The organism is Exiguobacterium sp. s16 (assembly GCF_018618115.1).
GTDB lineage: Bacteria > Bacillota > Bacilli > Exiguobacteriales > Exiguobacteriaceae > Exiguobacterium > Exiguobacterium mexicanum_A.
This window is the reverse complement of the sequence record NZ_JACSLM010000013.1, coordinates 1-22,954: the sequence shown is the minus strand read 5'-3', so window position 1 is coordinate 22,954 and position 22,954 is coordinate 1. Positions and strand designations below refer to the sequence as shown.

The 22,954-nt window shown below is 50.0% G+C and carries 24 protein-coding genes and 2 other annotated features; all 24 genes read right to left on the bottom strand.

Annotation, left to right across the window (positions count from 1 at the left end):
• Positions 1-16: 16 nt before the first annotated feature.
• The gene (gene rpoB, locus KNP86_RS14570) at positions 17-3,565 is read right to left on the bottom strand and encodes a DNA-directed RNA polymerase subunit beta (protein ID WP_034781750.1); all 3,549 of its coding nucleotides are present in this window, start codon (positions 3,563-3,565) and stop codon (positions 17-19) included.
• Between the two features lie 193 nt (positions 3,566-3,758).
• The gene (locus tag KNP86_RS14565; RefSeq protein ID WP_034781715.1) at positions 3,759-4,355 is read right to left on the bottom strand and encodes a class I SAM-dependent methyltransferase; all 597 of its coding nucleotides are present in this window, start codon (positions 4,353-4,355) and stop codon (positions 3,759-3,761) included.
• Positions 4,356-4,440: 85 nt separating this feature from the next.
• On the bottom strand, positions 4,441-4,806 hold the full coding sequence (gene rplL, locus KNP86_RS14560; protein ID WP_024372175.1) for a 50S ribosomal protein L7/L12: 366 nt from the start codon (positions 4,804-4,806) through the stop codon (positions 4,441-4,443).
• Between the two features lie 59 nt (positions 4,807-4,865).
• The gene (rplJ, locus tag KNP86_RS14555; protein WP_214755074.1) at positions 4,866-5,372 is read right to left on the bottom strand and encodes a 50S ribosomal protein L10; all 507 of its coding nucleotides are present in this window, start codon (positions 5,370-5,372) and stop codon (positions 4,866-4,868) included.
• A 45-nt stretch (positions 5,373-5,417) separates the two neighbouring features.
• Positions 5,418-5,571: a sequence feature (ribosomal protein L10 leader region), on the bottom strand.
• 59 nt (positions 5,572-5,630) lie between these two features.
• Positions 5,631-6,317 (bottom strand): 50S ribosomal protein L1, encoded by a 687-nt coding sequence (gene rplA, locus KNP86_RS14550; RefSeq protein WP_034781720.1) that lies wholly within the window; start codon positions 6,315-6,317, stop codon positions 5,631-5,633.
• A gap of 98 nt (positions 6,318-6,415) precedes the next feature.
• Positions 6,416-6,841 carry a 50S ribosomal protein L11 gene (rplK, locus tag KNP86_RS14545; RefSeq protein WP_021066593.1) on the bottom strand — a complete coding sequence of 142 codons (426 nt, stop codon included), beginning with the start codon at positions 6,839-6,841 and terminating at the stop codon, positions 6,416-6,418.
• Between the two features lie 147 nt (positions 6,842-6,988).
• On the bottom strand, positions 6,989-7,540 hold the full coding sequence (nusG, locus tag KNP86_RS14540; RefSeq protein ID WP_034781725.1) for a transcription termination/antitermination protein NusG: 552 nt from the start codon (positions 7,538-7,540) through the stop codon (positions 6,989-6,991).
• A 17-nt stretch (positions 7,541-7,557) separates the two neighbouring features.
• Positions 7,558-7,728: a preprotein translocase subunit SecE gene (gene secE / locus KNP86_RS14535; protein ID WP_012727692.1), complete on the bottom strand. Its 171-nt coding sequence runs from the start codon at positions 7,726-7,728 to the stop codon at positions 7,558-7,560.
• A gap of 34 nt (positions 7,729-7,762) precedes the next feature.
• On the bottom strand, positions 7,763-7,909 hold the full coding sequence (gene rpmG / locus KNP86_RS14530) for a 50S ribosomal protein L33 (protein ID WP_034781727.1): 147 nt from the start codon (positions 7,907-7,909) through the stop codon (positions 7,763-7,765).
• Positions 7,910-8,036: 127 nt separating this feature from the next.
• A complete protein-coding gene (sigH, locus tag KNP86_RS14525; protein WP_034781729.1) occupies positions 8,037-8,678 on the bottom strand; it encodes an RNA polymerase sporulation sigma factor SigH in 642 nt (213 codons plus the stop codon).
• Positions 8,679-8,899: 221 nt separating this feature from the next.
• A complete protein-coding gene (locus tag KNP86_RS14520) occupies positions 8,900-9,427 on the bottom strand; it encodes a YacP-like NYN domain-containing protein (RefSeq protein ID WP_034781731.1) in 528 nt (175 codons plus the stop codon).
• Positions 9,424-10,161, bottom strand: coding sequence for a 23S rRNA (guanosine(2251)-2'-O)-methyltransferase RlmB (rlmB, locus tag KNP86_RS14515; protein ID WP_332908977.1), 738 nt, complete (start codon positions 10,159-10,161; stop codon positions 9,424-9,426). Before rlmB ends, KNP86_RS14520 begins: the two co-directional genes overlap by 4 nt.
• Positions 10,162-10,282: 121 nt before the next feature.
• Positions 10,283-10,690: a Mini-ribonuclease 3 gene (locus tag KNP86_RS14510; protein ID WP_214755072.1), complete on the bottom strand. Its 408-nt coding sequence runs from the start codon at positions 10,688-10,690 to the stop codon at positions 10,283-10,285.
• Positions 10,687-12,084, bottom strand: coding sequence for a cysteine--tRNA ligase (gene cysS / locus KNP86_RS14505; RefSeq protein ID WP_214755070.1), 1,398 nt, complete (start codon positions 12,082-12,084; stop codon positions 10,687-10,689). The genes KNP86_RS14510 and cysS overlap by 4 nt, the downstream gene beginning before the upstream one ends.
• Entirely contained in the window at positions 12,053-12,742 is a 690-nt protein-coding gene (gene cysE, locus KNP86_RS14500) for a serine O-acetyltransferase (protein ID WP_034781737.1), read from the bottom strand. The genes cysS and cysE overlap by 32 nt, the downstream gene beginning before the upstream one ends.
• Before the next feature lie 49 nt (positions 12,743-12,791).
• Positions 12,792-12,995: a binding site (T-box leader), on the bottom strand.
• A complete protein-coding gene (gene gltX / locus KNP86_RS14495) occupies positions 12,993-14,450 on the bottom strand; it encodes a glutamate--tRNA ligase (RefSeq protein ID WP_200881520.1) in 1,458 nt (485 codons plus the stop codon). (Overlaps the previous feature by 3 nt.)
• A 45-nt stretch (positions 14,451-14,495) precedes the next feature.
• Positions 14,496-14,969, bottom strand: coding sequence for a 2-C-methyl-D-erythritol 2,4-cyclodiphosphate synthase (ispF, locus tag KNP86_RS14490; protein WP_214755068.1), 474 nt, complete (start codon positions 14,967-14,969; stop codon positions 14,496-14,498).
• Positions 14,966-15,643, bottom strand: a complete 678-nt coding sequence (gene ispD / locus KNP86_RS14485) for a 2-C-methyl-D-erythritol 4-phosphate cytidylyltransferase (RefSeq protein WP_353048189.1) — start codon at positions 15,641-15,643, stop codon at positions 14,966-14,968. The genes ispF and ispD overlap by 4 nt, the downstream gene beginning before the upstream one ends.
• A 59-nt stretch (positions 15,644-15,702) precedes the next feature.
• The gene (locus tag KNP86_RS14480) at positions 15,703-16,767 is read right to left on the bottom strand and encodes a PIN/TRAM domain-containing protein (protein ID WP_034781740.1); all 1,065 of its coding nucleotides are present in this window, start codon (positions 16,765-16,767) and stop codon (positions 15,703-15,705) included.
• Positions 16,768-16,882: 115 nt separating this feature from the next.
• Complete coding sequence (radA, locus tag KNP86_RS14475; RefSeq protein WP_034781742.1) at positions 16,883-18,259, bottom strand: DNA repair protein RadA; 1,377 nt, start codon at positions 18,257-18,259, stop codon at positions 16,883-16,885.
• A 54-nt stretch (positions 18,260-18,313) separates the two neighbouring features.
• A complete protein-coding gene (clpC, locus tag KNP86_RS14470; RefSeq protein WP_034781743.1) occupies positions 18,314-20,749 on the bottom strand; it encodes an ATP-dependent protease ATP-binding subunit ClpC in 2,436 nt (811 codons plus the stop codon).
• Between the two features lie 24 nt (positions 20,750-20,773).
• Entirely contained in the window at positions 20,774-21,820 is a 1,047-nt protein-coding gene (locus tag KNP86_RS14465) for a protein arginine kinase (RefSeq protein WP_034781745.1), read from the bottom strand.
• The gene (locus tag KNP86_RS14460) at positions 21,817-22,251 is read right to left on the bottom strand and encodes a UvrB/UvrC motif-containing protein (RefSeq protein WP_034781746.1); all 435 of its coding nucleotides are present in this window, start codon (positions 22,249-22,251) and stop codon (positions 21,817-21,819) included. The genes KNP86_RS14465 and KNP86_RS14460 overlap by 4 nt, the downstream gene beginning before the upstream one ends.
• A 19-nt stretch (positions 22,252-22,270) precedes the next feature.
• On the bottom strand, positions 22,271-22,738 hold the full coding sequence (locus KNP86_RS14455; RefSeq protein ID WP_034781748.1) for a CtsR family transcriptional regulator: 468 nt from the start codon (positions 22,736-22,738) through the stop codon (positions 22,271-22,273).
• Positions 22,739-22,954 lie beyond the last annotated feature (216 nt).

The window sequence follows — 22,954 nt, the reverse complement described above, 5'->3', positions numbered from 1 at the left end:
GACCTCCCTTTTCGCCTTATTCCTCTTCCGTAACAGTCGGTTGAACGACTTGTTCTAACGCCGATGTTGCGTTCGGGATGTTGTCGTCATCTTCATCTTTCATTTCAACTTCTTCATCGTCCGCAGACATCATCTTGACTTCCATACCGAGCGCTTGGAGCTCTTTGATCAAGACGCGGAACGACTCAGGAACGCCCGCTTTCGGAACGCTCTCACCTTTCACGATGGCCTCGTATGCTTTCACACGGCCAACCGTGTCATCCGACTTGATTGTAAGGATCTCTTGGAGCGTGTAGGCTGCGCCGTACGCTTCAAGTGCCCATACTTCCATCTCACCGAAACGCTGTCCACCGAACTGTGCTTTACCACCGAGCGGTTGTTGTGTAACGAGCGAGTATGGTCCTGTCGAACGAGCGTGAAGTTTATCATCAACCATGTGCGCGAGTTTGATCATATACATGACACCGACCGAGACGCGGTTATCGAACGCTTCACCAGTACGACCGTCATAGAGACGAGTCTTGGCATCTTTGTCCATTCCAGCTTCTTCAATCGTTGCCCATACGTCTTCCTCACGCGCACCATCGAATACAGGTGTCGCCACTTTGATGCCGAGCTTTTTAGCCGCCATTCCAAGGTGGAGTTCGAGTACCTGACCGATGTTCATCCGTGATGGTACACCTAGTGGGTTAAGCATGATGTCAATCGGTGTGCCGTCCGGCATGTATGGCATGTCTTCTTCAGGGAGGATCCGCGAGATAACACCTTTGTTACCATGACGTCCCGCCATCTTATCCCCTTCGTGAATCTTACGTTTTTGAACGATGTAGACACGAACCATTTGGTTCACGCCTGGTGAGAGTTCGTCACCGTTTTCACGATCGAACACTTTGACGTCCAAGATGATGCCGTCGCCGCCGTTTGGTACACGGAGTGACGTATCACGGACTTCACGTGCTTTCTCACCGAAGATCGCGTGCAAGAGACGTTCTTCCGCCGTCAATTCAGTCACGCCTTTAGGCGTTACTTTACCGACGAGGATATCGCCATCCTTGACTTCCGCACCGATGCGGATGATTCCACGATCGTCCAAGTTGCGAAGCGCGTCATCGCCGACGTTTGGAATATCACGTGTGATTTCCTCAGGTCCGAGTTTCGTGTCGCGTGATTCTGACTCGTACTCTTCGATATGAATCGATGTGTACACGTCATCTTTCACGAGACGCTCACTCATGATGATCGCATCCTCATAGTTGTAACCGTCCCATGTCATGAAGGCGACAACGACGTTACGGCCGAGCGCGAGCTCACCCATATCCATCGATGGACCGTCAGCAAGGATTTCTCCTTTTTCGACACGGTCGCCAGCAGCGATGATCGGCTTCTGGTTGTAGCATGTCCCTTGGTTCGAACGGACATACTTTTGAAGTTTGTAGCGGTCAAGGTCACCCGACACCTCAGAACCGTTCACGTCAGACGTGCGGCGGACCAAGATTTCGCGCGCTGTGACACGCTCGACGACACCTGGGAATTTCGCGATAATCGCGGCTCCAGAGTCTTTCGCTGACACGTACTCCATACCAGTACCGATAATCGGTGAATCAGGTTGGAGAAGCGGTACAGCTTGACGTTGCATGTTCGCTCCCATGAGGGCACGGTTCGAGTCATCGTTCTCGAGGAACGGGATACATGCCGTCGCGGCAGAAACAACCTGTTTCGGCGAAACGTCCATGTAATCGACTCGGTTTGGCTCAACTGACAAGTTTTGTCCGCGGAAACGGCAAAGGACTTGTTCGTTGGCGAAACCGCCTTCTTCTGTGAGCGGCATGTTCGCCTGGGCAACGACGTAGAGATCTTCTTCATCCGCCGTCATATATTGAATCTCGCTCGTGACGAGACCTGTTTCTGGGTCGACTCGACGGTACGGTGCTTCGATGAAGCCGTACTCGTTTACTTTCGCATAAGACGAAAGCGAGTTGATGAGACCGATGTTCGGTCCTTCTGGTGTTTCGATTGGACACATCCGACCGTAGTGCGAATAGTGAACATCTCGAACTTCGAAACCGGCACGCTCACGTGTCAAACCACCCGGTCCAAGTGCAGAGAGACGACGCTTGTGCGTGAGCTCTGCGAGCGGGTTTGTTTGGTCCATGAACTGTGACAACTGCGAGCTACCAAAGAACTCTTTTAGCGACGCGATTACCGGGCGAATGTTGATGAGTGCCTGTGGTGTGATCGCGTTTTGATCTTGAATCGACATCCGCTCTTTAACAACACGTTCCATACGAGAAAGCCCGATCCGGAATTGGTTTTGGAGAAGTTCTCCGACTGAACGAAGACGACGGTTTCCTAGGTGGTCGATGTCATCTGTTGTTCCGACTTCGTGTAGCAAGTTAAAGAAGTAGTTGATCGATGCGATGATATCAGCCGGCGTGATATGTTTCACGCTGCGGTCGATATTGCCGTTACCGATAATGTTCAAGATACGCTCTCCATCTGGGTCATCTGGTGAGATAACTTTGATCGATTGAAGACCGAACGGTTCACCTTCAGCGACGCCGCCTGTCGGCTCAGCATCCATATAACCGAGGCCGTTTTCCAAATGTGGAAGAACGCGGTCAAGGTTGCGACGATCGAGGATTGTTCCAGCTTCAGCGATGACTTCGCCTGTTTCTGGATCAACGAGCGTCTCGGCCAATTTTTGACCGAAGAGACGGTTTTTAAGATGAAGTTTTTTGTTCATCTTGTAGCGACCGACGTTTGCAAGGTCGTAACGTTTTGGGTCGAAGAAACGAGATACGAGAAGTGACTTCGCGTTCTCAACCGTTGGTGGTTCACCAGGGCGGAGACGCTCGTAAATTTCGATCAACGCTTTTTCTGTTGATTCTGTATTATCTTTTTCAAGGGTATTGCGAAGATATTCATCATCCCCGAGAAGGTCGATAATCTCTTGGTCCGTACCGAATCCGAGGGCACGCAACAACACCGTTACCGGGATCTTACGGGTACGGTCGATACGAACGTAAACGATATCTTTAGCATCTGTCTCAAGTTCGAGCCATGCACCGCGGTTCGGAATGACTGTCGCACCGAAACCACGCTTACCGTTTTTATCGAGTTTGGCGTTGTAATAAACGCTCGGCGAACGAACAAGCTGGGAAACGATAACGCGTTCTGCACCGTTAATGATAAATGTTCCCGATTCTGTCATGAGCGGGAAATCTCCCATGAACACTTCTTGTTCTTTGAGCTCACCTGTTTCTTTGTTTTGTAGACGTACTTTTACGCGCAATGGCGCAGAGTAAGTAACGTCTCGCTCCTTCGATTCATCAATCGAATACTTCGGCTCACTGAGCGAATAATCGATGAACTCGAGCACAAGGTTTCCAGTGAAGTCGGAGATTGGCGAAATGTCCGTAAACATCTCTTTCAATCCTTCACGTAAGAACCACTCGTAAGAAGCAGTTTGAATTTCAATCAAATTCGGAAGCTCTAATACCTCACTGATACGGGCAAAGCTTCTTCTCTGACGGTGACGACCGTACTGAACAAGTTGACCAGTCAACTGATTCACCTCTCAGACCCCCAATTCTCTATCGAATTTTTCGGGCGTAATAATCGAACATTGTCATTGAATGTCGTCTCTTTTCCGCGTCTAAAAAGCGGCAAACGCGGCAGTTCAAGGCGAATTCCATTCCAATGGCATTTTATAATGTTAGCATATACGTTATAGCGAGTCAACAAGACTTCACCGTTTGTCAAGAGCGAATTGCTCGGAAAATGAAATAGCCTTTTTCTTTCACAACCGTCTCGACTTGACCAAACACATCTTCAAGCAACTTCTTGGCAGAAGGCGCTCCTTGTTTCTTTTGGATGACGACATAGAGCGCTCCACCTACGACGAGATGCGCATGCGCGCCTCGCAGAATCGTGTGGACCACTTGCTTTCCGGCCCGAATTGGCGGATTGGTCACGATTGCGGCGAACTGTTCGTCACCGACCGCGTCGTAAGCGTGGCTGAGCCGCGTCTCGATCGTCACTCCGTTCTGGGCGGCGTTTTGCTCTGACAAGGCAAGCGCTCGCTCGTTCACGTCGACGAGGAGTGCTTCACGCCCAGAGGCGTCGGCAAGCGAGATCCCCATCGGACCGTAGCCACAGCCCACATCTAAAATGCGCCCTTCGACGTCAGGCACTTCAAATGATTCGATTAAGAGACGTGACCCAAAATCGACCGATCCTTTCGAGAACACGCCGCGGTCCGAGGTGAAGCGATATGTCTTCCCTCGCAACTCGTACGTCCATGTCTCAGGGGCACTTTTCGAACTAGGGTCGTTCGTATAGTAATGATCTCCCATGCATTGAACCTCCTAACCCACTCTTCAAGGAAATAAAAGAAGCTCGCCATAGCGAGCTTCTATAGGTTGTGAAGTAAAAGTTGGATTACTTAACTTCGACAGTTGCGCCAGCTTCTTCAAGCTTAGCTTTGACTGCGTCTGCGTCTTCTTTAGAAACGCCTTCTTTGACTGGAGCCGGAGTTCCGTCAACGAGTGCTTTCGCTTCTTTAAGACCGAGGCCTGTAAGTTCACGAACTGCTTTGATGACGTTGATTTTACCAGCGCCAGCGTTTGTGAGGATTACGTCGAATTCAGTTTGCTCTTCAGCTGCTGCTGCGCCTGCACCTGCAACTGCTACTGGAGCTGCTGCTGATACGCCGAATTCTTCTTCGATTGTTTTTACGAGTTCGTTAAGTTCGAGAACCGTCATTGATTTGAGGTCTTCGATGAATTGCTCTTTGTTGAAAGCCATTATGGTTTTCCTCCTTTGATGTTGTAAAGATTGGTTTTGGTTACGCTACGAGACAAAAATTAAGCAGTTTGCTCTTCTTTTTGTTCTGCGATTGCGTTTGTTGCGACTGCGAGCCCACGGATTGGAGCTTGAAGTACGCTGAGAAGCATCGAGAGAAGACCATCGCGTGATGGAAGTTCTGCAAGGGCTTTAACTTCTTCGAGTGAAGTTACTTTGCCTTCGATGATTCCGCCTTTCAATTCGAGCGCTTTGTGCTCTTTCGAGAAGTCGTTCAAGATCTTCGCAGGGGCAACAACGTCTTCGTTAGAGAAGGCGATTGCTGTAGGACCTGTGAAGACTTCGTCAAGACCTTCGAAGTTCGACTGAACTGCCGCGCGGCGAAGAAGACCGTTTTTGTATACTTTGAACTCGATTCCAGCGTCACGGAGTGATTTACGGAGTGTAGTCACTTCTTCAACTGTAAGTCCACGGTAGTCAACAACGATTGTTCCGACGCTCGCTTGCATTTTTTCAGCGATCTCATCGACGAGTGCCGATTTATGAGATACGATTTTTTCGCTTGCCATGTGTTTGCACCTCCTAGTCAATTCTTATACCGGACGAGAGGCTGCTCTCCAAAAAGAAATCCCTCGTATGAAGACATACGAGGGCGTAATTGTTTGAAAGTAAACCTGTGACAACAGGCTCAAGTTCGAGCAAAGACACCTCGGAAGGGTTTACGGACCGATGTCCACCTTCTGTCTACGGTAATCCAACATATTCGGTTGAACGTGTATTACTTTAACAGCGGTATCACACGTTGTCAACAGTTTATTTCAAGTAGATTACTTGATGAAGTCGGCAGTCGCGACACGGATTCCAGGACCCATTGTCGAAGAAAGCGCGATGTTTTTAAGGTAAGTTCCTTTTGCAGTAGCAGGCTTCACTTTCATGAGTGTCTCGATGATTGTCTCGATGTTCTCAGAGAGTTTTGTTGCTTCAAATGACTTCTTACCAACTGGTACGTGGATGTTACCGGCTTTGTCAACGCGGTATTCTACTTTACCAGCTTTGATGTCCGCGATTGCTTTCGCAACGTCGAACGTGACTGTGCCTGTTTTCGGGTTAGGCATGAGGCCTTTTGGTCCGAGAACGCGACCAAGTTTACCAACTTCACCCATCATGTCAGGTGTCGCAACGATTACATCGAAGTCGAACCATCCTTGTTGGATTTTAGTGATGAACTCAGAGTCACCGACGTAGTCAGCGCCAGCCGCTTCAGCTTCTTTAACTTTTTCGCCTTTTGCGAAGACGAGAACTTTTTGTGTTTTACCAGTACCGTGTGGAAGTACGACGGCACCGCGGATTTGTTGGTCCGCTTTCTTCGGATCTACGCCGAGACGGACAGCAACTTCGATTGTTTCATCGAATTTAGCAGTAGCTGTTTTCTGAACGAGTTCAACGGCCTCAGCGAGTTCGTATGACTTCATGCGGTCAACAAGCTTAGCTGCTTCTTGGTGTTTTTTACCCATGATTCTTTTCCTCCTTGTGGTTAGCGGAATTTCCTCCCACATAATGAAGGGATTGAAGGTGAGCATAATATTCACCGACAATCCCAGAGACTAATAAATTAGTCTTCGATTACAATACCCATACTACGCGCAGTACCTTCAACCATAAGCATCGCTGTTTCAACAGACGACGCGTTAAGGTCAGGCATTTTAAGTTCAGCGATTTCGCGAACTTTATCACGCTTAACCGTTGCTACCTTCTTACGGTTTGGTTCACCAGAACCGCTCTCGATACCAGCAGCTTTCTTCAAAAGAACTGCAGCTGGTGGAGTTTTCGTAATGAATGTAAACGAACGATCTTCGTATACCGTAATGACTACAGGAATAATCAATCCGGCTTGGTCTTGTGTACGAGCGTTGAACTCTTTACAGAATCCCATGATGTTAACACCTGCTTGACCAAGTGCTGGACCTACTGGTGGTGCTGGGTTAGCTTTACCAGCTGGGATTTGAAGTTTAACGAGTTTAGTAACTTTTTTCGCCACGAGACACACCTCCTTAAGTCTAAAATGTGGTTTCTTGGACGTTGTGCGCCCTCCCACTCAATCTATTAGGTCGAGTTTGTACCGAAATATAGCACAACATCAAACATTTCCGATTGTACCATCCGTTTCCGAGAATGGCAAGTGGTATTAGTTAATTTTCTGAACTTGTTCGAAATCAAGCTCAATTTTTGTTTCACGGCCGAACATGTCAACGACAACTTTGAGCTTCTCTTTATCGGCTTCGATTTCATCAATCGTACCTTCAAAGTTCTCAAATGCGCCTTCTTTGACACGGACGAGGTCGCCGAGTTCGTAGTTGTAACGATCTTTCTTCTCGATGAGACCCATCTGTGACAAGACGTTCGTCACTTCGTCCGGTTGAAGCGGGATCGGCTTGGCGCCGCCGCCCGTTGAACCGAGGAAGCCGGTGACGTTCGGCGTGTTCCGCACGACATACCACGAGTCGTCAGTCATGACCATCTCGACGAAGACGTAACCTGGGAAGCTCTTCACTTCTTTTTCTTTAATCTTCTTCTCGCCACTCTTGAGCGTGACTTCTTCTTGCGTTGTTTCAGTCGGAACGAGGACGCGGAAAATTTTATCTTCCATGTTCATCGAACCGATCCGACGTTCTAGGTTTTCTTTGACGTTGTTTTCAAATCCAGAATACGTCTGGACAACAAACCATTGTTTCTCCACGGCTTTCACCTCTTTCCTTAGTTAATTAATAGGTTGACGAGATAGCTGACACCAGTATCTACGCCGAACACGAACAGGCCGATCACGACGACCGTCGCGATGACCGTGATGGTATATTTTGTGAGCTCTTTACGAGTCGGCCAACTCGTTTTCTTTAACTCTTTCCATACATCGCGCAAAAAGTTCATGGTAGCTTCCTCCTACGTTGAATGCCAATCTACATTACTTCGATTCTCGGTGTGTCGTATGCGCATTGCAACGCCGACAGAACTTTTTCAGCTCGAGCCGTGTCGTCACGTCGTCTTGTTTCATGGTCGAATAACCGCTCGACCCGCAATCCGAACACGCGAGACTTACTTTCTTTGCCATTCATGAGCGCCCCTTTCGACAGCTCTCCTATAAAAAAGAGCGAAAAAAAAACGCCTCCTGTAAATGGCGTCTACGGACAAGGCGCTGCCTTAAAAGTATCACATAGGAGGCGTGCGGTCAATATCGGTTAGCTCGTCATCGTTTTGACGTCGACATGCCGCTCAAACTTTTTCTTCACACGCTGTAACGCATTATCAATCGATTTCACATGGCGGTCGAGGTCGTCCGAGATTTCTTGGTACGAACGGCCGTCCAAATAAAGACGCAACACTTTTCGTTCCAAGTCACTCAGGAGCTCTTCCATCTTTTCTTCCATGAACAGTTGTTCTTCTCGCGTCACGAGCAAATCCTGCGGGTCCGTCGGATGCGGCGGCAAGATCACATCGAGCAGTGTCCGGTCCGACTCGTCGTCAAAGATTGGCTTGTCGAGCGAGACGTAAGAATTGAGCGGGATATGCTTTTGACGGGTCGCCGTTTTGATGGCAGTGATCATTTGACGGGTGATGCACATCTCGGCAAAACTTTTAAACGAGGCGAGCCGCTCATCGCGGTAATCCCGGACACCTTTATACAGACCGATCATGCCTTCTTGCACGATGTCCTCGTGATCGGCACCGATCAAAAAGTAAGACCTTGCCTTCGCCCGGACGAAATATCGGTAACGTTCAATCAAAAACTCAAGAGCGTCGCTGTCCCCCTCATTACGCGCAAGAAAGACCAGCTCTTCGTCGGACATGCTTTCAAATTGCTCGTATGGCCATCCGTTCATGTTTCATACCCCCCGGCGATTGATGAACTTATGTAAGTTTGTGCTCTCATTATAGGCGTCGGTTAAAACGACCGTCAAATAAAATTCTAAAAATTCCGTCAATTACATATCGTGTAACTCATACATCTATTAGTATACAACATTTCTTTCCAAATAAATGTCAAATTAAAAACAAAAGACGAGTCCATTTGATGAACTCGTCTGTGATATCCTTCACCGCCTCATTTACGACGGCGTATTTCTTCCAATCGGGCTCTTATGTCTGGTGAAAGGTCAATCGTTTTTCGATTCGACCGATCCTGCTCGAGTGCCGACCGTTCTTTTTCAATCAACACCTGGGCGTGCTTCCAATCCTTCAGTAACTCATTGGCAGGAACCCGGAGCGCTCCTTGTCCGAAGATAACCCACTGTTCGGTGAAGTCGTTCGTCGCGACAAACAACGTCACGAGCCGATCATCGACAAGGGCGTGCGCACGGCGTTCAATCCATTCATCCGCCGTCTCGTTTTCTTTCGTATAGACGACCGCGACACGACTTTGATTCGCTTTCGATTCCCGCCCGTATCGCATATGGGCATCGAAGACGATTGTCACTTCGCGACCCGTGACCGCTTGGTACTCGGCCATCGCTTCAATCAAATCGTTTCGCGCTTTCTCAAAATCGATGTCGCGCAGCTTTCGAAGGTGCGGCCATGCGCCAATAATGTTATATCCATCCACGAGGAGCAATTCCCGTTTCTTGATGCTCATGACAATGGGTTACGTGAGCGATGCACTTCATACAAGAGAAGCGCGGCCGCGACCGAGGCGTTCAGCGATGTGACGTGACCGACCATCGGCATGTGGACGAGGAAGTCACACGATTCGCGTACGAGGCGGCTCATCCCTTTACCTTCACTACCGATGACAACGACGAGCGGCATGTTCCCATCGAGGCGACGATAATCTTGGCTCTCGCTCGCGTCTGTCCCGACAACCCATAGTCCTTTCTCTTTCAGTTCTTCAAGTGTCCGCGTCAAGTTTGTGACGCGTGCGACCGGAATGTACTCGATCGCGCCTGTCGAAGCTTTCGCCACCGTCTGCGTCAAACCGACCGAGCGGCGCTTCGGAATGATAATCCCGTGCGCCCCGACCGCATCCGCTGTCCGTAAAATCGAACCGAGGTTATGCGGGTCTTCGAGTTCATCGAGCAGGATGAACAACGGCGTTTCTCCTTTTGACTCGGCAAGGGCGAACATATCTTCGATCGACTTATATTCGTAGGCGGCGACCGCAGCGACGACACCTTGGTGATGTTCGCTACCAGCCATCTTCTCGAGTTTCGTTTTCGGGACGAACGAGACTTGAACCGATGCCTCGTTGGCCATGCCGATGATTTGAGCGAGCGGCCCTTTCTGTTGCCCTTCCATAATAAAGACCTTGTTCATATCGCGACCGCTCCGGAGCGCTTCCATCACCGGGTTGCGCCCGTAAAGGAAGTCGATTCCTTCCTCGAGAACGTCGACTTCTTGATAGTCTGGTCGTTCTAGTTTTTGACGCTTCGGTCGATCATTTCGTTCGCCGCGTGGACGATCAAATGACCGTTGCTCATGCGCCCTTCCTCCGTCATGTCGTTTCGAATGACTCGGTTTCGAGCCATGTGAACGCTTGTTCGATGAGTTCTTCAAGACGATCCCTTCTTTCCATTAGATATGTGTAACCAATCAATGCTTCGAACGCTGTCGAATAGCGATACGTATGAACATCTGTCCGCTTCGGGATTGAACCGGATTTCGCGTTCTTCCCACGGCGGACGACAGCCGCCTCATCATCACTCAAGACACCTGTCTCGAGCCAGTGGGTCACGACCCCAGCCTGCGCTGCCGCATTCACGTAGCGGATGGCGCCACGATGTAGGTCGTTCGGCTTCGTCATCCCTTGTCCGAGCAGTCGTTTGCGTACCGCCATCTCATAGACGGCGTCCCCCATATAGGCGAGGGCGAGGGCGTTCAGTTGAGGGGCGAGTTGTTTCATAACCGTTTCCACCGCACCCCTTGGGCTGTATCCTCGAGTTGAATCTTCTGTTCTTTCAAGAGATCTCGAATCTCATCGGCACGCGCGAAATTCCGCTCCGCCCGAGCCGTGTTCCGCTCTTGAATCAATTGATCAATTTCCGCGTCAAGAAGCTCTAGCTCTTTCTTGATTGTCAAACCAAGCACACCTGTCAATTCTTCGAAGAGAGCAATCACGTGTTCGAGCGTGACTTTCGAGACGTGGTCCGCTTTTGCGTAGATGTTCGCTTCACGTGCCAAGTCAAATAGGACGGTCACTGCATTCGCCGTATTGATATCATCATCCATCGCTTCGATAAACGTTGTTTTAATCGTCGCAAGCTTGCGTTCCATCGCCTCGCTCGGCTCTTCAAGGCCGGCCGTGACCGATAAGCGGTATTCAACGTTTTGATACGACTCCTTGATGCGATCCCATCCGTTCGCCGCTTGCTCGATCAACTCACGGCTATAGTTGATCGGATGACGATAGTGGACCGATAACATGAAGAAGCGGAGCACCATCGCATCCACTTCCTTCAACGCCTCATGGACGAGCAGGAAGTTCCCGAGCGATTTTGACATCTTTTCATTCTCGATATTGATGAATCCGTTATGCAGCCAGTAGTTGGCGAACTTCGTATGATTGCACGCCTCCGACTGTGCAATCTCGTTCTCGTGGTGCGGGAACTTGAGGTCGTGTCCTCCAGCATGAATATCAATCGTTTCGCCGAGGTGTTTCTTTGCCATTGCCGAGCACTCGATATGCCAACCTGGACGACCTTGTCCCCATGGGCTCTCCCACGCCGGCTCGCCTGGCTTCGCCGCTTTCCATAAGACGAAATCGAGCGGGTCTTCTTTCTTTTCCCCAACGTCGACACGTGAACCCGCGCGCAAGTCTTCGATCGATTGCTGGCTCAATTTTCCGTACGTCTCGAACTTACGAGTACGGAAATAGACGTCCCCACCTGCCTCATACGCAAAATCTTGCGTCTCAAGTTCGCGGATGAACGTGATAATCTCGTCCATCGTGTCTGTAACGCGTGGATGGACGTCAGCCGGTAACACGTTCAAAGCACCAGTGTCTTCTAAATAGGCGTCGATAAAACGGTTCGTCAGCGTCCCGACGTCTTCACCGAGTTCGTTCGCGGTCCGGATGATTTTATCGTCCACATCCGTGAAGTTGAGCACATATTTGACCTCATAACCTCGGTACGCTAAATAACGACGAACTGTATCGAAGGCGATGGCCGGCCGGGCGTTACCGACGTGAATGTAATTGTAGACGGTCGGTCCGCATACGTACATCGACACTTTCCCCGGAACGATCGGGACGAACGGTTCTTTCTTATTCGTGAGGCTGTTGTAAAACTGAATCATGTGTTTTTTCCTCCATCCGTTTCTCTAATGACGCAAGCTTCCGCTGCAAATCAGCGACGGCATTTTCGAGTCGCTCTTGGCATTCACGGTCCGGGTCCGGCAATCGATGATCGAGGTCATGTTGTTTGACCCGCTCCCCGTTTCGGATGACGACTCGGCCTGGAATCCCGACGACTGTCGAGTCAGACGGGACGTCTTTTAAAACGACGGAACTCGCCCCGATTTTGACGCAATCGCCAATCGTGATATTTCCGAGCACTTTGGCCCCAGCTGAGATGAGCACATCGTTCCCGATGGTCGGATGTCGCTTCCCTTTCTCTTTGCCCGTCCCACCAAGCGTCACGCCTTGATAAATGGTCACGTTATTACCGATGATGGCGGTCTCGCCGATGACGATGCCGAACCCGTGATCGATGAACACCCCTTCGCCGATGACCGCACCGGGATGAATCTCAATCCCTGTCAACCAACGGCTCGTCTGAGCAATCATTTTCGCCAACAATTTCACGTTACGCGTCCACAGTCCGTGCGCAATCCGATGTGCCCAAAGCGCATGCAAACCAGGATATGTTAAGATGACTTCTGCTTTCGAGCGGGCAGCCGGATCGAGCTCGAGCACGTTCCGAATATCCTCACTCACACTTTTCCAAAATCCCATAATTGTTCTCCTTTTCCATATCAAAAACAAAGACGCCCCTGTGCCAAGGCACAGAGACGCCGTAAGCGCGGTTCCACTCTGTTTGGGAAAGTTCCCCTCTCAAGTCTCGTTAACGCCGAGTCGCGGTCCCGACTACATATCGCCGGAACGGCTCCGAGGTGCACTTCGACGGGGGACGCTTCTAGAACTTCCAGCCTAGGTTCTAGTCTCTGTTAAGTGTCATACCGCTTACTTTCCTCATCGTTGCCTTTTAAGCTAATAATGTTGTGAGACGTGCCAAGACACGCTCTTTGCCAATCAATGAAATGGCGTTCGGAAGCTCTGGTCCGTGCGTCTGCCCGGTCGTCGCGACCCGGATCGGCATGAACAAGTTTTTCCCTTTTTGACCTGTTGCTTTTTGTGTCGCTTTCGTCGCTGCTTTGATAGCTTCAGGCGTGAACTCCTCAATCGCTTCAAGTTGAGTCTTGAATTCGGCGAGGACAGCCGGTACCGTTTCACCAGCGAGAACCGTATTGGCCTCTTCGTCGTAATCGACCTCATCTTTAAAGAATAGGTCCGTCAACGACACGATTTCAGCACCGTGCGTCATTTGTTCTTTATAGAGGGCGATGAGCGCCGTCGCCCAATCCGCCTGTTCCATCGACAAGGCGTTCGGTAAACGTCCTGCTTCTTGTAAGAATGGTAAACTGAGTGCCACCACTTCGTCAAGCGAAGCCTGTTTCATGTAGACACTGTTGATCCAAGCGAGTTTCTGTTGGTCGAAGACGGCCGGGCTCTTCGAAAGACGACCGGCGTCAAACATCTCGATGAACGCTTCTTTCGTGAAGATCTCTTCTTCTCCGACCGGCGACCAGCCGAGAAGCGAGATGAAGTTAAAGAGCGCCCCTGGGAGATACCCGAGGTCGGCATACTGCTCGATGAATTGGATGATCGACTCATCACGTTTCGAGAGCTTCTTATGGTTTTCGTTATAGATCAATGTCATATGGCCGAACGAAGGGTAGTCCCAACCGAGCGCATCATACACCATCATCTGTTTCGGTGTGTTGGCGATATGATCGTCCCCACGCAATACGTGGCTGATTTTCATCAAGTGGTCGTCGACGACGACAGCAAAGTTATATGTCGGGATCCCATCCTGTTTGACAATGACCCAGTCGCCGAAGTCTTTCGATTCGAACGAGACATCCCCTTTGACGACATCCGTCCACTTGTACGTGACCGCTTCTGGTACGCGAATCCGAATCGATGGTTTACGTCCCTCGGCTTCGAACGCCGCACGTTCTTCTTCGCTCAAGTTACGATGGGCACCCGAATAACGAGGTGCTTCGCCACGTGCGATTTGGGCTTCGCGCTCCGCCTCAAGTTCTTCAGACGTCATATAGCACTTATAAGCGAGTCCCTTGTCCATCAACTCGTTCACGTATTGATTGTAAAGGTCGAGGCGTTCCATTTGGAAGTACGGGCCGAAGTCGCCGCCGCGGCCTGGGCCTTCATCCCAATCGATGCCGAGCCATTCCAAGTATTTCATTTGGCTCTCGACACCGTTCTCGACGTTCCGTTTCTGGTCCGTATCCTCGATTCGGAGAATCATCTTTCCGCCAGCATGGCGAGCGTATAAATAGTTAAATAGCGCGGTCCGGGCGTTCCCGATATGAAGGTGACCCGTCGGACTCGGCGCATAGCGTACGCGCACTTCACTCATAATATTTCCACCTTTCTTCTCTTCTGCCCAAATAGTATACCACTTTTGTCAAGCGCGGTTGAGCAGGATGACCGCCTGAGCGGCAATTCCTTCTTCACGTCCTGTGAAGCCGAGCTTTTCGGTCGTCGTCGCTTTGACGTTCACTTGGCTGATATCCGCTTCAAGCAACTCGGCGATAACCGCTCGCATGTCGTCGATGTACGTTCGGAGCTTCGGTCGTTCCGCCATCACCGTCGCATCGACGTTGCCAAGCAAATAGCCTTCTGCTTTGACGAGTTGCCACACGTGTTGTAACAACACTTTCGAGTCTGCATCCTTAAACTCAGGGTCCGTGTCCGGGAAATGCTTGCCAATATCGCCCGCTGCAATCGCCCCGAGCGCCGCGTCGGCAATCGTATGCAACAAGACGTCCGCATCTGAGTGGCCAAGTAGGCCGCGGTCATGCGGAATCTCGATTCCTCCTAAAATAAGCGGGCGCCCTTCCGCGAACGCGTGTACATCAAATCCTTGTCCGATTCTCATCGATAATCCTCCTTCGTTAAAATCGCTTCTCCAAATAATAAATCTTCTGGGGTTGTCATTTTAATGTTGTGATAGTCCCCTGCAAGGACAATCACTTTTTTACCAGCCCACTCGAATAAACTCGCATCGTCCGTCCCGATAAATCCTGACGCTTCCGCCTGATCATGAACCGCTCGGATGTCAGCCGCAGGAAATGCTTGCGGGGTTTGCGCCAGCCAGAGCGCCTCACGCGGCACAGTCTGTGTGATGTGTCCGGTTGCGACTTGTTTGACCGTATCTTTGACCGGCACAGCAAGAATCGCACCTTCCGTTTGGGCAGCTTCCGCGATAGCGTGAAGTTGATCAATACGCACAAACGGCCGTGCCCCATCATGAATCAAGACGACGGCATCCGGGTCGACGACTTGTAAACCCGACCGAACGCTCTGTTGTCGTTCTTCCCCACCCGTTACGTATGTAATCGGGGTCTCTAAATGATGTAACTGTCGTTCGAACCACCCTTGTTCCTCAGGGCGCACTGCGAGCACGATGCGCTCACACCATGCATCTTTCGAGAACGCTTCGACCGTCCATACGATAATCGGCTTCCCTTGTAACGTCAGCATCAATTTATTCTCATCGGCTCCCATCCGCTTCCCTTTCCCTGCGGCTGGGATGACCACGGTATAACGCACCATTCCATTCACCTCTGTTCGTGAAAAAAGAGAGCGCTAATGCGTCTCTTTTTCCATGCTTATTCAGGACGCGCAAAAATCATACGGCCAGCCGATGTTTGAAGAACGCTCGTCACGACAACAGGCAATGTCTTCGAAATCAACTTGCGCCCACCTTCAACGACGACCATCGTGCCGTCTTCGAGGTACGCGACGCCTTGATTTTGTTCTTTACCTTCTTTAATGACCGTCACGACCATCTCTTCCCCCGGGATGACAATCTGTTTGACTGAATTTGCCAAATCATTAATGTTCAGCACAGGGACATTTCGAACTTCGCACACTTTATTCAAGTTGTAGTCGTTCGTGACGACAATCCCTTTTTTCAATTCGGCCAACTTGATCAATTTAATGTCCACTTCGGCGACGTCTTCAAAGTCCCCATCATAGATTTCTACTTCGATCCGGTCGTTGTCTTGTAACTCCTTCAAAATATCAAGACCGCGACGACCCCGGTTCCGCTTCAGCGTATCCGACGAATCAGCGATATATTGAAGCTCGCCGATGACGAATTGTGGCACGATGAGCGTGCCTTCGATGAAACCGGTCTTCGAAATGTCGGCGATCCGACCGTCGATAATGACGCTCGTATCCAAAATTTTATCGTTCGAGCGGCGCAACGGTTCTGCTTCCGGCTTCTCGCGTTCACTCTTGACGAACAGTTTAATCCATTCGTTCCGCTTCCGATAGCCGACAGCGAAACCGAAGTACCCGAACAAGGCGGTCACGAAAATCGGTACGATTTTGCTGAGTAAGAAGATATTTGTTACTTCTAATGAGACACTGATCAAAAAGGCAATCAATAAACCAATAATCAATCCGATCGACCCGAACAAAATATCACCGACCGGTAAACGGACGAGCCGTTCTTCAACAAAACGGATAAATTTAACGACCCCATCGGTCAAGAATAAACTAAGAATGAAGAAGATAAGTCCACCAATCAAACTAGCCACATAAGGAATCGTCAACCAAGCCGGCACATTCACTCCGAGGTCACCTAACAGCAACATCGCTTCGATAATACCGAACCAACCGACGACGAGTCCGATTAAAATAAATCCGATTCGTACAGCAATCTTCACTCATTCCACCTCCTTTATTATGAATTAAAATTTCAAGAAATTAACACTTTCATTGTAACATGGTTTTTTTGAAAGCGTTCGTTACAAAGCGTTAAAAACTGCCGGAAGCGCCCCGTCAGAACGGGATGGCAAGTTGGAGCGCTTCATCGACAGTACTGACACCGACGACATCGATACCAGGTGGGGCCGTCCAGCCCCCGAGGTTATTTTTCGGGATAATCGCCCGCGTAAATCCGAGCTTGGCCGCTTCGGCGACACGCTGTTCAATCCGTGACACCCGACGCACTTCCCCGGTCAATCCAACTTCGCCGATGCAAACATCCGTCGGACGGGTCGGACGATCGCGGAAACTTGACGCAATCGAGATACAAATCGCCAAATCAATCGCAGGCTCATCCAACTTGACACCGCCCGCCGCTTTTAAATAAGCATCTTGCGTTTGGAGTAAAAGCCCTGATCGTTTCTCAAGGACGGCCATGAGGAGCGCGACCCGGTTCTGGTCGATCCCTGTTGCCATCCGACGTGGATTTCCGAATGAGGTCGGGGAAATTAATGCCTGCAGCTCGACGAGCACCGTCCGCGTCCCTTCCATCGACGCGACGACAGTTGAGCCCGAGACCCCGGCAGTCCGTTCTTCTAGGAAAATTTCAGACGGATTGAGCACTTCTTCGAGACCGCCTTCCTTCATTTCAAAGATACCGATCTCGTTCGTCGATCCGAACCGATTTTTGACGGCCCGTAAAATACGGAACGTGTGGTGACGTTCGCCTTCAAAGTAAAGAACGGCATCGACCATATGCTCGAGCAGACGAGGTCCCGCAATCGACCCTTGTTTCGTCACGTGACCGACGATAAAGACGGCAATTCCACGGGTCTTAGCGATTTTCATGAGCGCTGCCGTACATTCCCGAACTTGGGCGACACTACCTGGCGCCGACTGAATCTCATCCATATAGACGGTTTGAATCGAGTCGATAATGACGAACCCTGGTTCCTCTTCATCGATGACCCGTTCAATCATCAACATATCCGTCTCCGCGAGGACATATAAGTCCTCGGTCGGGAGGCCGAGCCGCTCGGCGCGAAGTTTCGTCTGTTTGAGCGATTCTTCCCCGGAAATATAGAGCACTTTCCGTCCACTGTGCGCCAAATGGGCGCTCACTTGAAGCAAAATCGTCGACTTTCCGATTCCCGGATCGCCACCGACGAGGACGAGTGAGCCTGGAACGATTCCGCCCCCAAGCACGCGGTCAAACTCCTGACTGTTCGTATGGACCCGCGTCTCTTCTTGTGACACAACGTCCGACAGACGCTCCGGCTTCAGCTGTCTCGAGGAGCTATGGACGAATGCGGCCCCCCGCTTCGCCTTTTTCTCTTCGACAAACTCTTCAACGAGCGTATTCCACTCGTTACAACCTGGGCAACGCCCCATCCATTTTGCGGATTCGTATCCGCATGACTGACATACGTACTTCGTTTTAATTTTTGCCATGATGTTCCTTTCCGTCTAAAAAAGCCCCCTCACATGAGAGAGGGAGCCTTGTAGTTACTGAACGACACCTTCATTACGGACGACGAATTCGCCGTCTTGTACATCGAGCGCCACTTTGCTGCCTTTTGTGATGCTGCCGCTGAGCATCGCCTCTGAGAGTCGGTCCTCAACCTCACGCTGGAGCGCACGGCGGAGTGGACGAGCCCCGTATTCCGGGTCGTACCCGACTTCAGCGATTTTCTCGAGCGCTGATTCGGTGAGACTGAAATCAATGCCTTGTTCTCCGAGACGTTTCGTAAGTGTCTCGGCCATAAGTTTGACAATTTCTTGGATGTGCTCTTTTTGGAGCGAGTGGAAGACAGTGATCTCGTCAATCCGGTTCAAGAACTCGGGACGGAACGCTTTTTTCAACTCTTCCATGACTTTGTCTTTCATTTCGGTATATTCACGTTTCACATCATCTTCAACCGTGAATCCGACATATTTGTTGCGTTTGAGGGCTGCCGCACCGACGTTTGACGTCATGATGATGACCGTGTTCCGGAAGTCGACCGTACGCCCTTTCGAGTCAGTCAAGCGACCGTCATCGAGCACTTGAAGCAAGATGTTGAACACTTCAGGGTGGGCCTTCTCAATCTCATCAAGCAAGATGACCGAATATGGTTTGCGACGAACCTTCTCAGTCAATTGACCGCCTTCTTCATAGCCGACGTAACCTGGAGGCGACCCGACGAGACGGCTCGTCGCGTGTTTCTCCATATACTCAGACATGTCGATTCGGATGATGGCGTCTTCGTCACCGAACAACGCTTCAGCCACAGCACGAGCCAACTCGGTTTTCCCGACACCAGTTGGTCCGAGGAATACGAACGAACCAATCGGACGTTTCGGATCTTTCAATCCGGCACGAGCCCGGCGAATCGCCCGCGAAATCGATTTGACGGCCTCATCTTGACCGATGACCCGGCCGTGGAGAATCGATTCGAGTTTGAGGAGACGATCTGTCTCTTCTTCGGCGATCTTCGTCACCGGGACACCTGTCCAGTTGGCGACGACTTGCGCAATATCTTCTTTCGTTACTTCGAGTTTTTCGTTCCCTTGCTTATTCTGCCATTCCGACTTGAGCTGTTCGAGCTCATCCCGGAGTTTCTGTTCGGTATCACGTAACGAGGCAGCCTTCTCGAACTCTTGACTCTGTACAGCCGAATCTTTCTCTTTGCGAATCGACTCAAGACGAGCCTCGAGTTCTTTCAAATTCGGCGGTGCCGTGAACGAACGAAGTCTTACTTTCGAAGCAGCCTCATCGACGAGGTCGATCGCTTTATCCGGAAGGAAACGGTCCGAGATGTAGCGGTCCGAGAGAACGACGGCTTCATGAATCGCTTCATCTGTGATTGTGACGCGATGGTGCGCCTCGTAACGGTCACGTAACCCGAAGAGGATTTGTTCTGCCTCATCCGTTGTCGGTTCATTGACTTGGATCGGTTGGAACCGGCGTTCGAGTGCCGCATCTTTCTCGATATACTTCCGGTACTCATCAAGTGTCGTCGCTCCGATACATTGGAGTTCACCACGTGCGAGTGACGGTTTCAAAATGTTCGACGCGTCGATTGCGCCTTCAGCGCCGCCAGCTCCAATCAATGTGTGCAATTCGTCGATGAAAAGAATGACGTTCCCAGCTTGGCGAATCTCATCCATTACCTTTTTCAATCGGTCCTCAAATTCACCGCGGTATTTCGTTCCGGCGACGAGTGTTCCCATATCAAGTACCATGACACGTTTATTACGAAGAGTTTCTGGAACTTCGTTATTAATGATCTGTTGAGCGAGACCTTCGACGACTGCCGTTTTCCCGACCCCTGGTTCCCCAATGAGGACCGGGTTATTTTTTGTCCGGCGAGACAACACTTCGATGACGCGTTGAATCTCGCCAGCGCGGCCGATGACTGGGTCAAGACGCGACTCACGCGCCTGTTGGGTCAAGTCACGGGCCAAGCCGTCTAGCGTTGGTGTCGCGGCACTCGTTCCAGGTTGTGACGCATTAGAAGATGACTCCGTGTTTCCTAAGAGTTGAAGTACTTGCTGACGTGCCTTCGTCAAACTGACTCCAAGGTTGTTCAAAACACGAGCCGCCACACCTTCGCCTTCACGAATCACGCCGAGTAAAATGTGCTCGGTGCCGACGTAAGAATGTCCAAGTTTTCGAGCCTCGTCCATCGAGAGTTCGATTACTTTTTTTGCACGCGGTGTATAGTGAATCGTTGAGCCGTTTTCTGATCCACGGCCAATGAGTGCCTCTACTTCTTGTTGAATCTTTTCAGACGTGAGTCCGAGGGCGAACAGTGCTTTAGCAGCAATCCCTTCCCCTTCACGGACGAGTCCGAGTAAAATATGTTCCGTACCAATATTATGATGGCCAAGTCGTACCGCTTCCTCTTGTGCTAAAGCTAATACGCGCTGAGCTCGTTCTGTAAATCGACCAAACATCATTGACAAAACCTCCTTAAAGTTGGATCAAACTAAGCCATGATCTAACGTTCGACGAACGAGAGTCGCTCGTTCGCGATCTCGTTCTTTCGTAGATAATGTTTTCCCGAAATGTTTTTGTAGGAAACCTGATTGAAGCTTTACAATTAATTCGTGAAACTGAGGTGGACTCCAGTCGGACAAAATACCAAGGTCACTCGCCAAGTGCAAATCCGACAGACGTTCAATCGCTTCTGTCGATGATAACAGTTTCGCATAACGTAAAATTCCGTATGAGCGATAAAACTGGTCCTCTAACTCGTCTTGGTTGCTAGCCAGTAGCTCTTCCCGTGCTTGTCGTTCCGCCTGAATGACTTGCTCCGTAACTTCCATAAAATCTGTCAACAACTGTGATTCATGACTGCCGAGTGTGCGTTGATTCGATAATTGAAACAATCGTCCCGCCGCGTCGCTACCTTCTCCATACCGTCCCCGAATCGTATATCCGAGCTTGCGAAGCTCTTTCAATATAGGAGTAATTCGCCCTGTCAACGTTAGCCCTGGGAGATGGAGCATCACTGACGCTCGAAGTCCTGTACCGATATTACTTGGACAAGTCGTTAAATATCCGAGCTGTTCGTCATATGCGTATGGGAGAGATTCGCCACAGAGAACATCGACTCGTTTCGCGAGTTCAAACGCTTCTTCCACTTGATAACCCGGGAGTAACGTTTGAATTCGTAAGTGATCTTCTTCATTAATAAGCACACTGATCGTTTCATCTTCACTTAACAAGACGGCACTTTCTTCTTTTCCAGCAATCGTTGGGCTAATCAAATGTTTTTCAACGAGTGCTTGTCGTGTCACTACATCGTAAGTGCCCATGTGCAAATATTCGAAGCCTTGCAATCCGCCAAGTGACGTTTCAACACGTTGACAAAGCTGATGTTGACTTTCTTTAGATAAAACCGGAGAAAAGACTGTATCTTTTAAGTTACGCGCTAGACGGATACGAGTGGAGATGACTAAGTCATCAAGTTTCGCTCGCTCTTTCATCTTCGGACCGAGTGGATGCTTGAGAAATGGTTCCATCATGCCTCACCTTGTCCTTTCAGTTGAATTATTTCTTTTTTAATTCGCGCTGCACGTTCATAATCTTCTTGTTCGACGGCTCGTTGTAACTCCCCTGCTAACTTTTGGAGTCGCTCTTCGATTCGCTCGTCGGGTGTGCGCAAGGCATCAGGCATCGAACCGACGTGAACATCATGGCCTTGCTGGTACTGCCGAGTGATTTTAATCAGTTCATCACGAAACACCGTATAACAAGTAGCGCATCCAGCTTTTCGTAAATGAGCCAGCTCGTTTTGTGTCAGTTGACACGTGGGACAGCGTTTCACGACCGGCACATAACCTGACATGATTTCTACTGTACAATTACGACATAGTTTACGCGTTACAGGAATTCCATTCTCCACTACTTGAATTTCATTGACGGCAGGTCGCCGTTTGCATCGTTCACATAGCATAGATGTATGCCTCCGTCAGTCAATGGTAACTAAGTAATTTCATTAATGCGAGTAACTGTTGTCTTCGAATCAAGTGTCGATCTTCAGCGTTCAAGCCGAGCGCTTCATCAGACAATAAATGATACAACAAGCGCACTTCCCGCTCACTCAACATCCCTTCTTCAAATAAGCGAATCAAGATGTTCTCGACAAGCTGTTCGGAAAGACGAGGATGGTCTTGTAAAATATCCATCAAGCTGACCAACACGTCTTGCTTTTCATGTAAAATTACGCGGCGAATGCGAATATATCCCCCGCCCCCACGCTTACTTTCGACCAAATAGCCCTTCTCGACCGTAAAGCGCGTATTAATGACGTAGTTGATTTGAGACGGAACACATTCGAAACGCTTGGCAATATCTTGCCGTTTAATCTCGATTGCTTCGGCCTGGCTCTCCTTCAGCACTTGTTTTAAATACTGTTCGATTACATCCGATATGTTTCTCATCTCCACCACCCTCTGACCATCTTTGACTTTTGACTATATTCTATCATTGATTCAAAAAAAGGCAAACGAAAAGCGATGTCGCAACTGCGACATCGCTAGATATACAAAAAAAGAACGACCAAGCGGATGCTTGATCGTCCTTCGCGTTGGCCTGGCAACGTCCTATCCTCACAGGGGGAGACCCCCAACTACTTTCGGCGCTGAAGCGCTTAACTT

Bases quoted from the DNA above. Each gene is read 5' to 3' on its own strand.
- KNP86_RS14565 (WP_034781715.1), bottom strand. From the start codon at position 4,355: ATGGGAGATCATTACTATACGAACGACCCTAGTTCGAAAAGTGCCCCT.
- rplL (WP_024372175.1), bottom strand. From the start codon at position 4,806: ATGGCTTTCAACAAAGAGCAATTCATCGAAGACCTCAAATCAATGACG.
- rplJ (WP_214755074.1), bottom strand. From the start codon at position 5,372: ATGGCAAGCGAAAAAATCGTATCTCATAAATCGGCACTCGTCGATGAG.
- rplA (WP_034781720.1), bottom strand. From the start codon at position 6,317: ATGGGTAAAAAACACCAAGAAGCAGCTAAGCTTGTTGACCGCATGAAG.
- secE (WP_012727692.1), bottom strand. From the start codon at position 7,728: ATGAACTTTTTGCGCGATGTATGGAAAGAGTTAAAGAAAACGAGTTGG.
- rpmG (WP_034781727.1), bottom strand. From the start codon at position 7,909: ATGGCAAAGAAAGTAAGTCTCGCGTGTTCGGATTGCGGGTCGAGCGGT.
- sigH (WP_034781729.1), bottom strand. From the start codon at position 8,678: ATGAACGGATGGCCATACGAGCAATTTGAAAGCATGTCCGACGAAGAG.
- KNP86_RS14520 (WP_034781731.1), bottom strand. From the start codon at position 9,427: ATGAGCATCAAGAAACGGGAATTGCTCCTCGTGGATGGATATAACATT.
- KNP86_RS14510 (WP_214755072.1), bottom strand. From the start codon at position 10,690: ATGAAACAACTCGCCCCTCAACTGAACGCCCTCGCCCTCGCCTATATG.
- cysS (WP_214755070.1), bottom strand. From the start codon at position 12,084: ATGATTCAGTTTTACAACAGCCTCACGAATAAGAAAGAACCGTTCGTC.
- cysE (WP_034781737.1), bottom strand. From the start codon at position 12,742: ATGGGATTTTGGAAAAGTGTGAGTGAGGATATTCGGAACGTGCTCGAG.
- ispF (WP_214755068.1), bottom strand. From the start codon at position 14,969: ATGAGAATCGGACAAGGATTTGATGTACACGCGTTCGCGGAAGGGCGC.
- radA (WP_034781742.1), bottom strand. From the start codon at position 18,259: ATGGCAAAAATTAAAACGAAGTACGTATGTCAGTCATGCGGATACGAA.
- clpC (WP_034781743.1), bottom strand. From the start codon at position 20,749: ATGATGTTTGGTCGATTTACAGAACGAGCTCAGCGCGTATTAGCTTTA.
- KNP86_RS14465 (WP_034781745.1), bottom strand. From the start codon at position 21,820: ATGATGGAACCATTTCTCAAGCATCCACTCGGTCCGAAGATGAAAGAG.
- KNP86_RS14460 (WP_034781746.1), bottom strand. From the start codon at position 22,251: ATGCTATGTGAACGATGCAAACGGCGACCTGCCGTCAATGAAATTCAA.
- KNP86_RS14455 (WP_034781748.1), bottom strand. From the start codon at position 22,738: ATGAGAAACATATCGGATGTAATCGAACAGTATTTAAAACAAGTGCTG.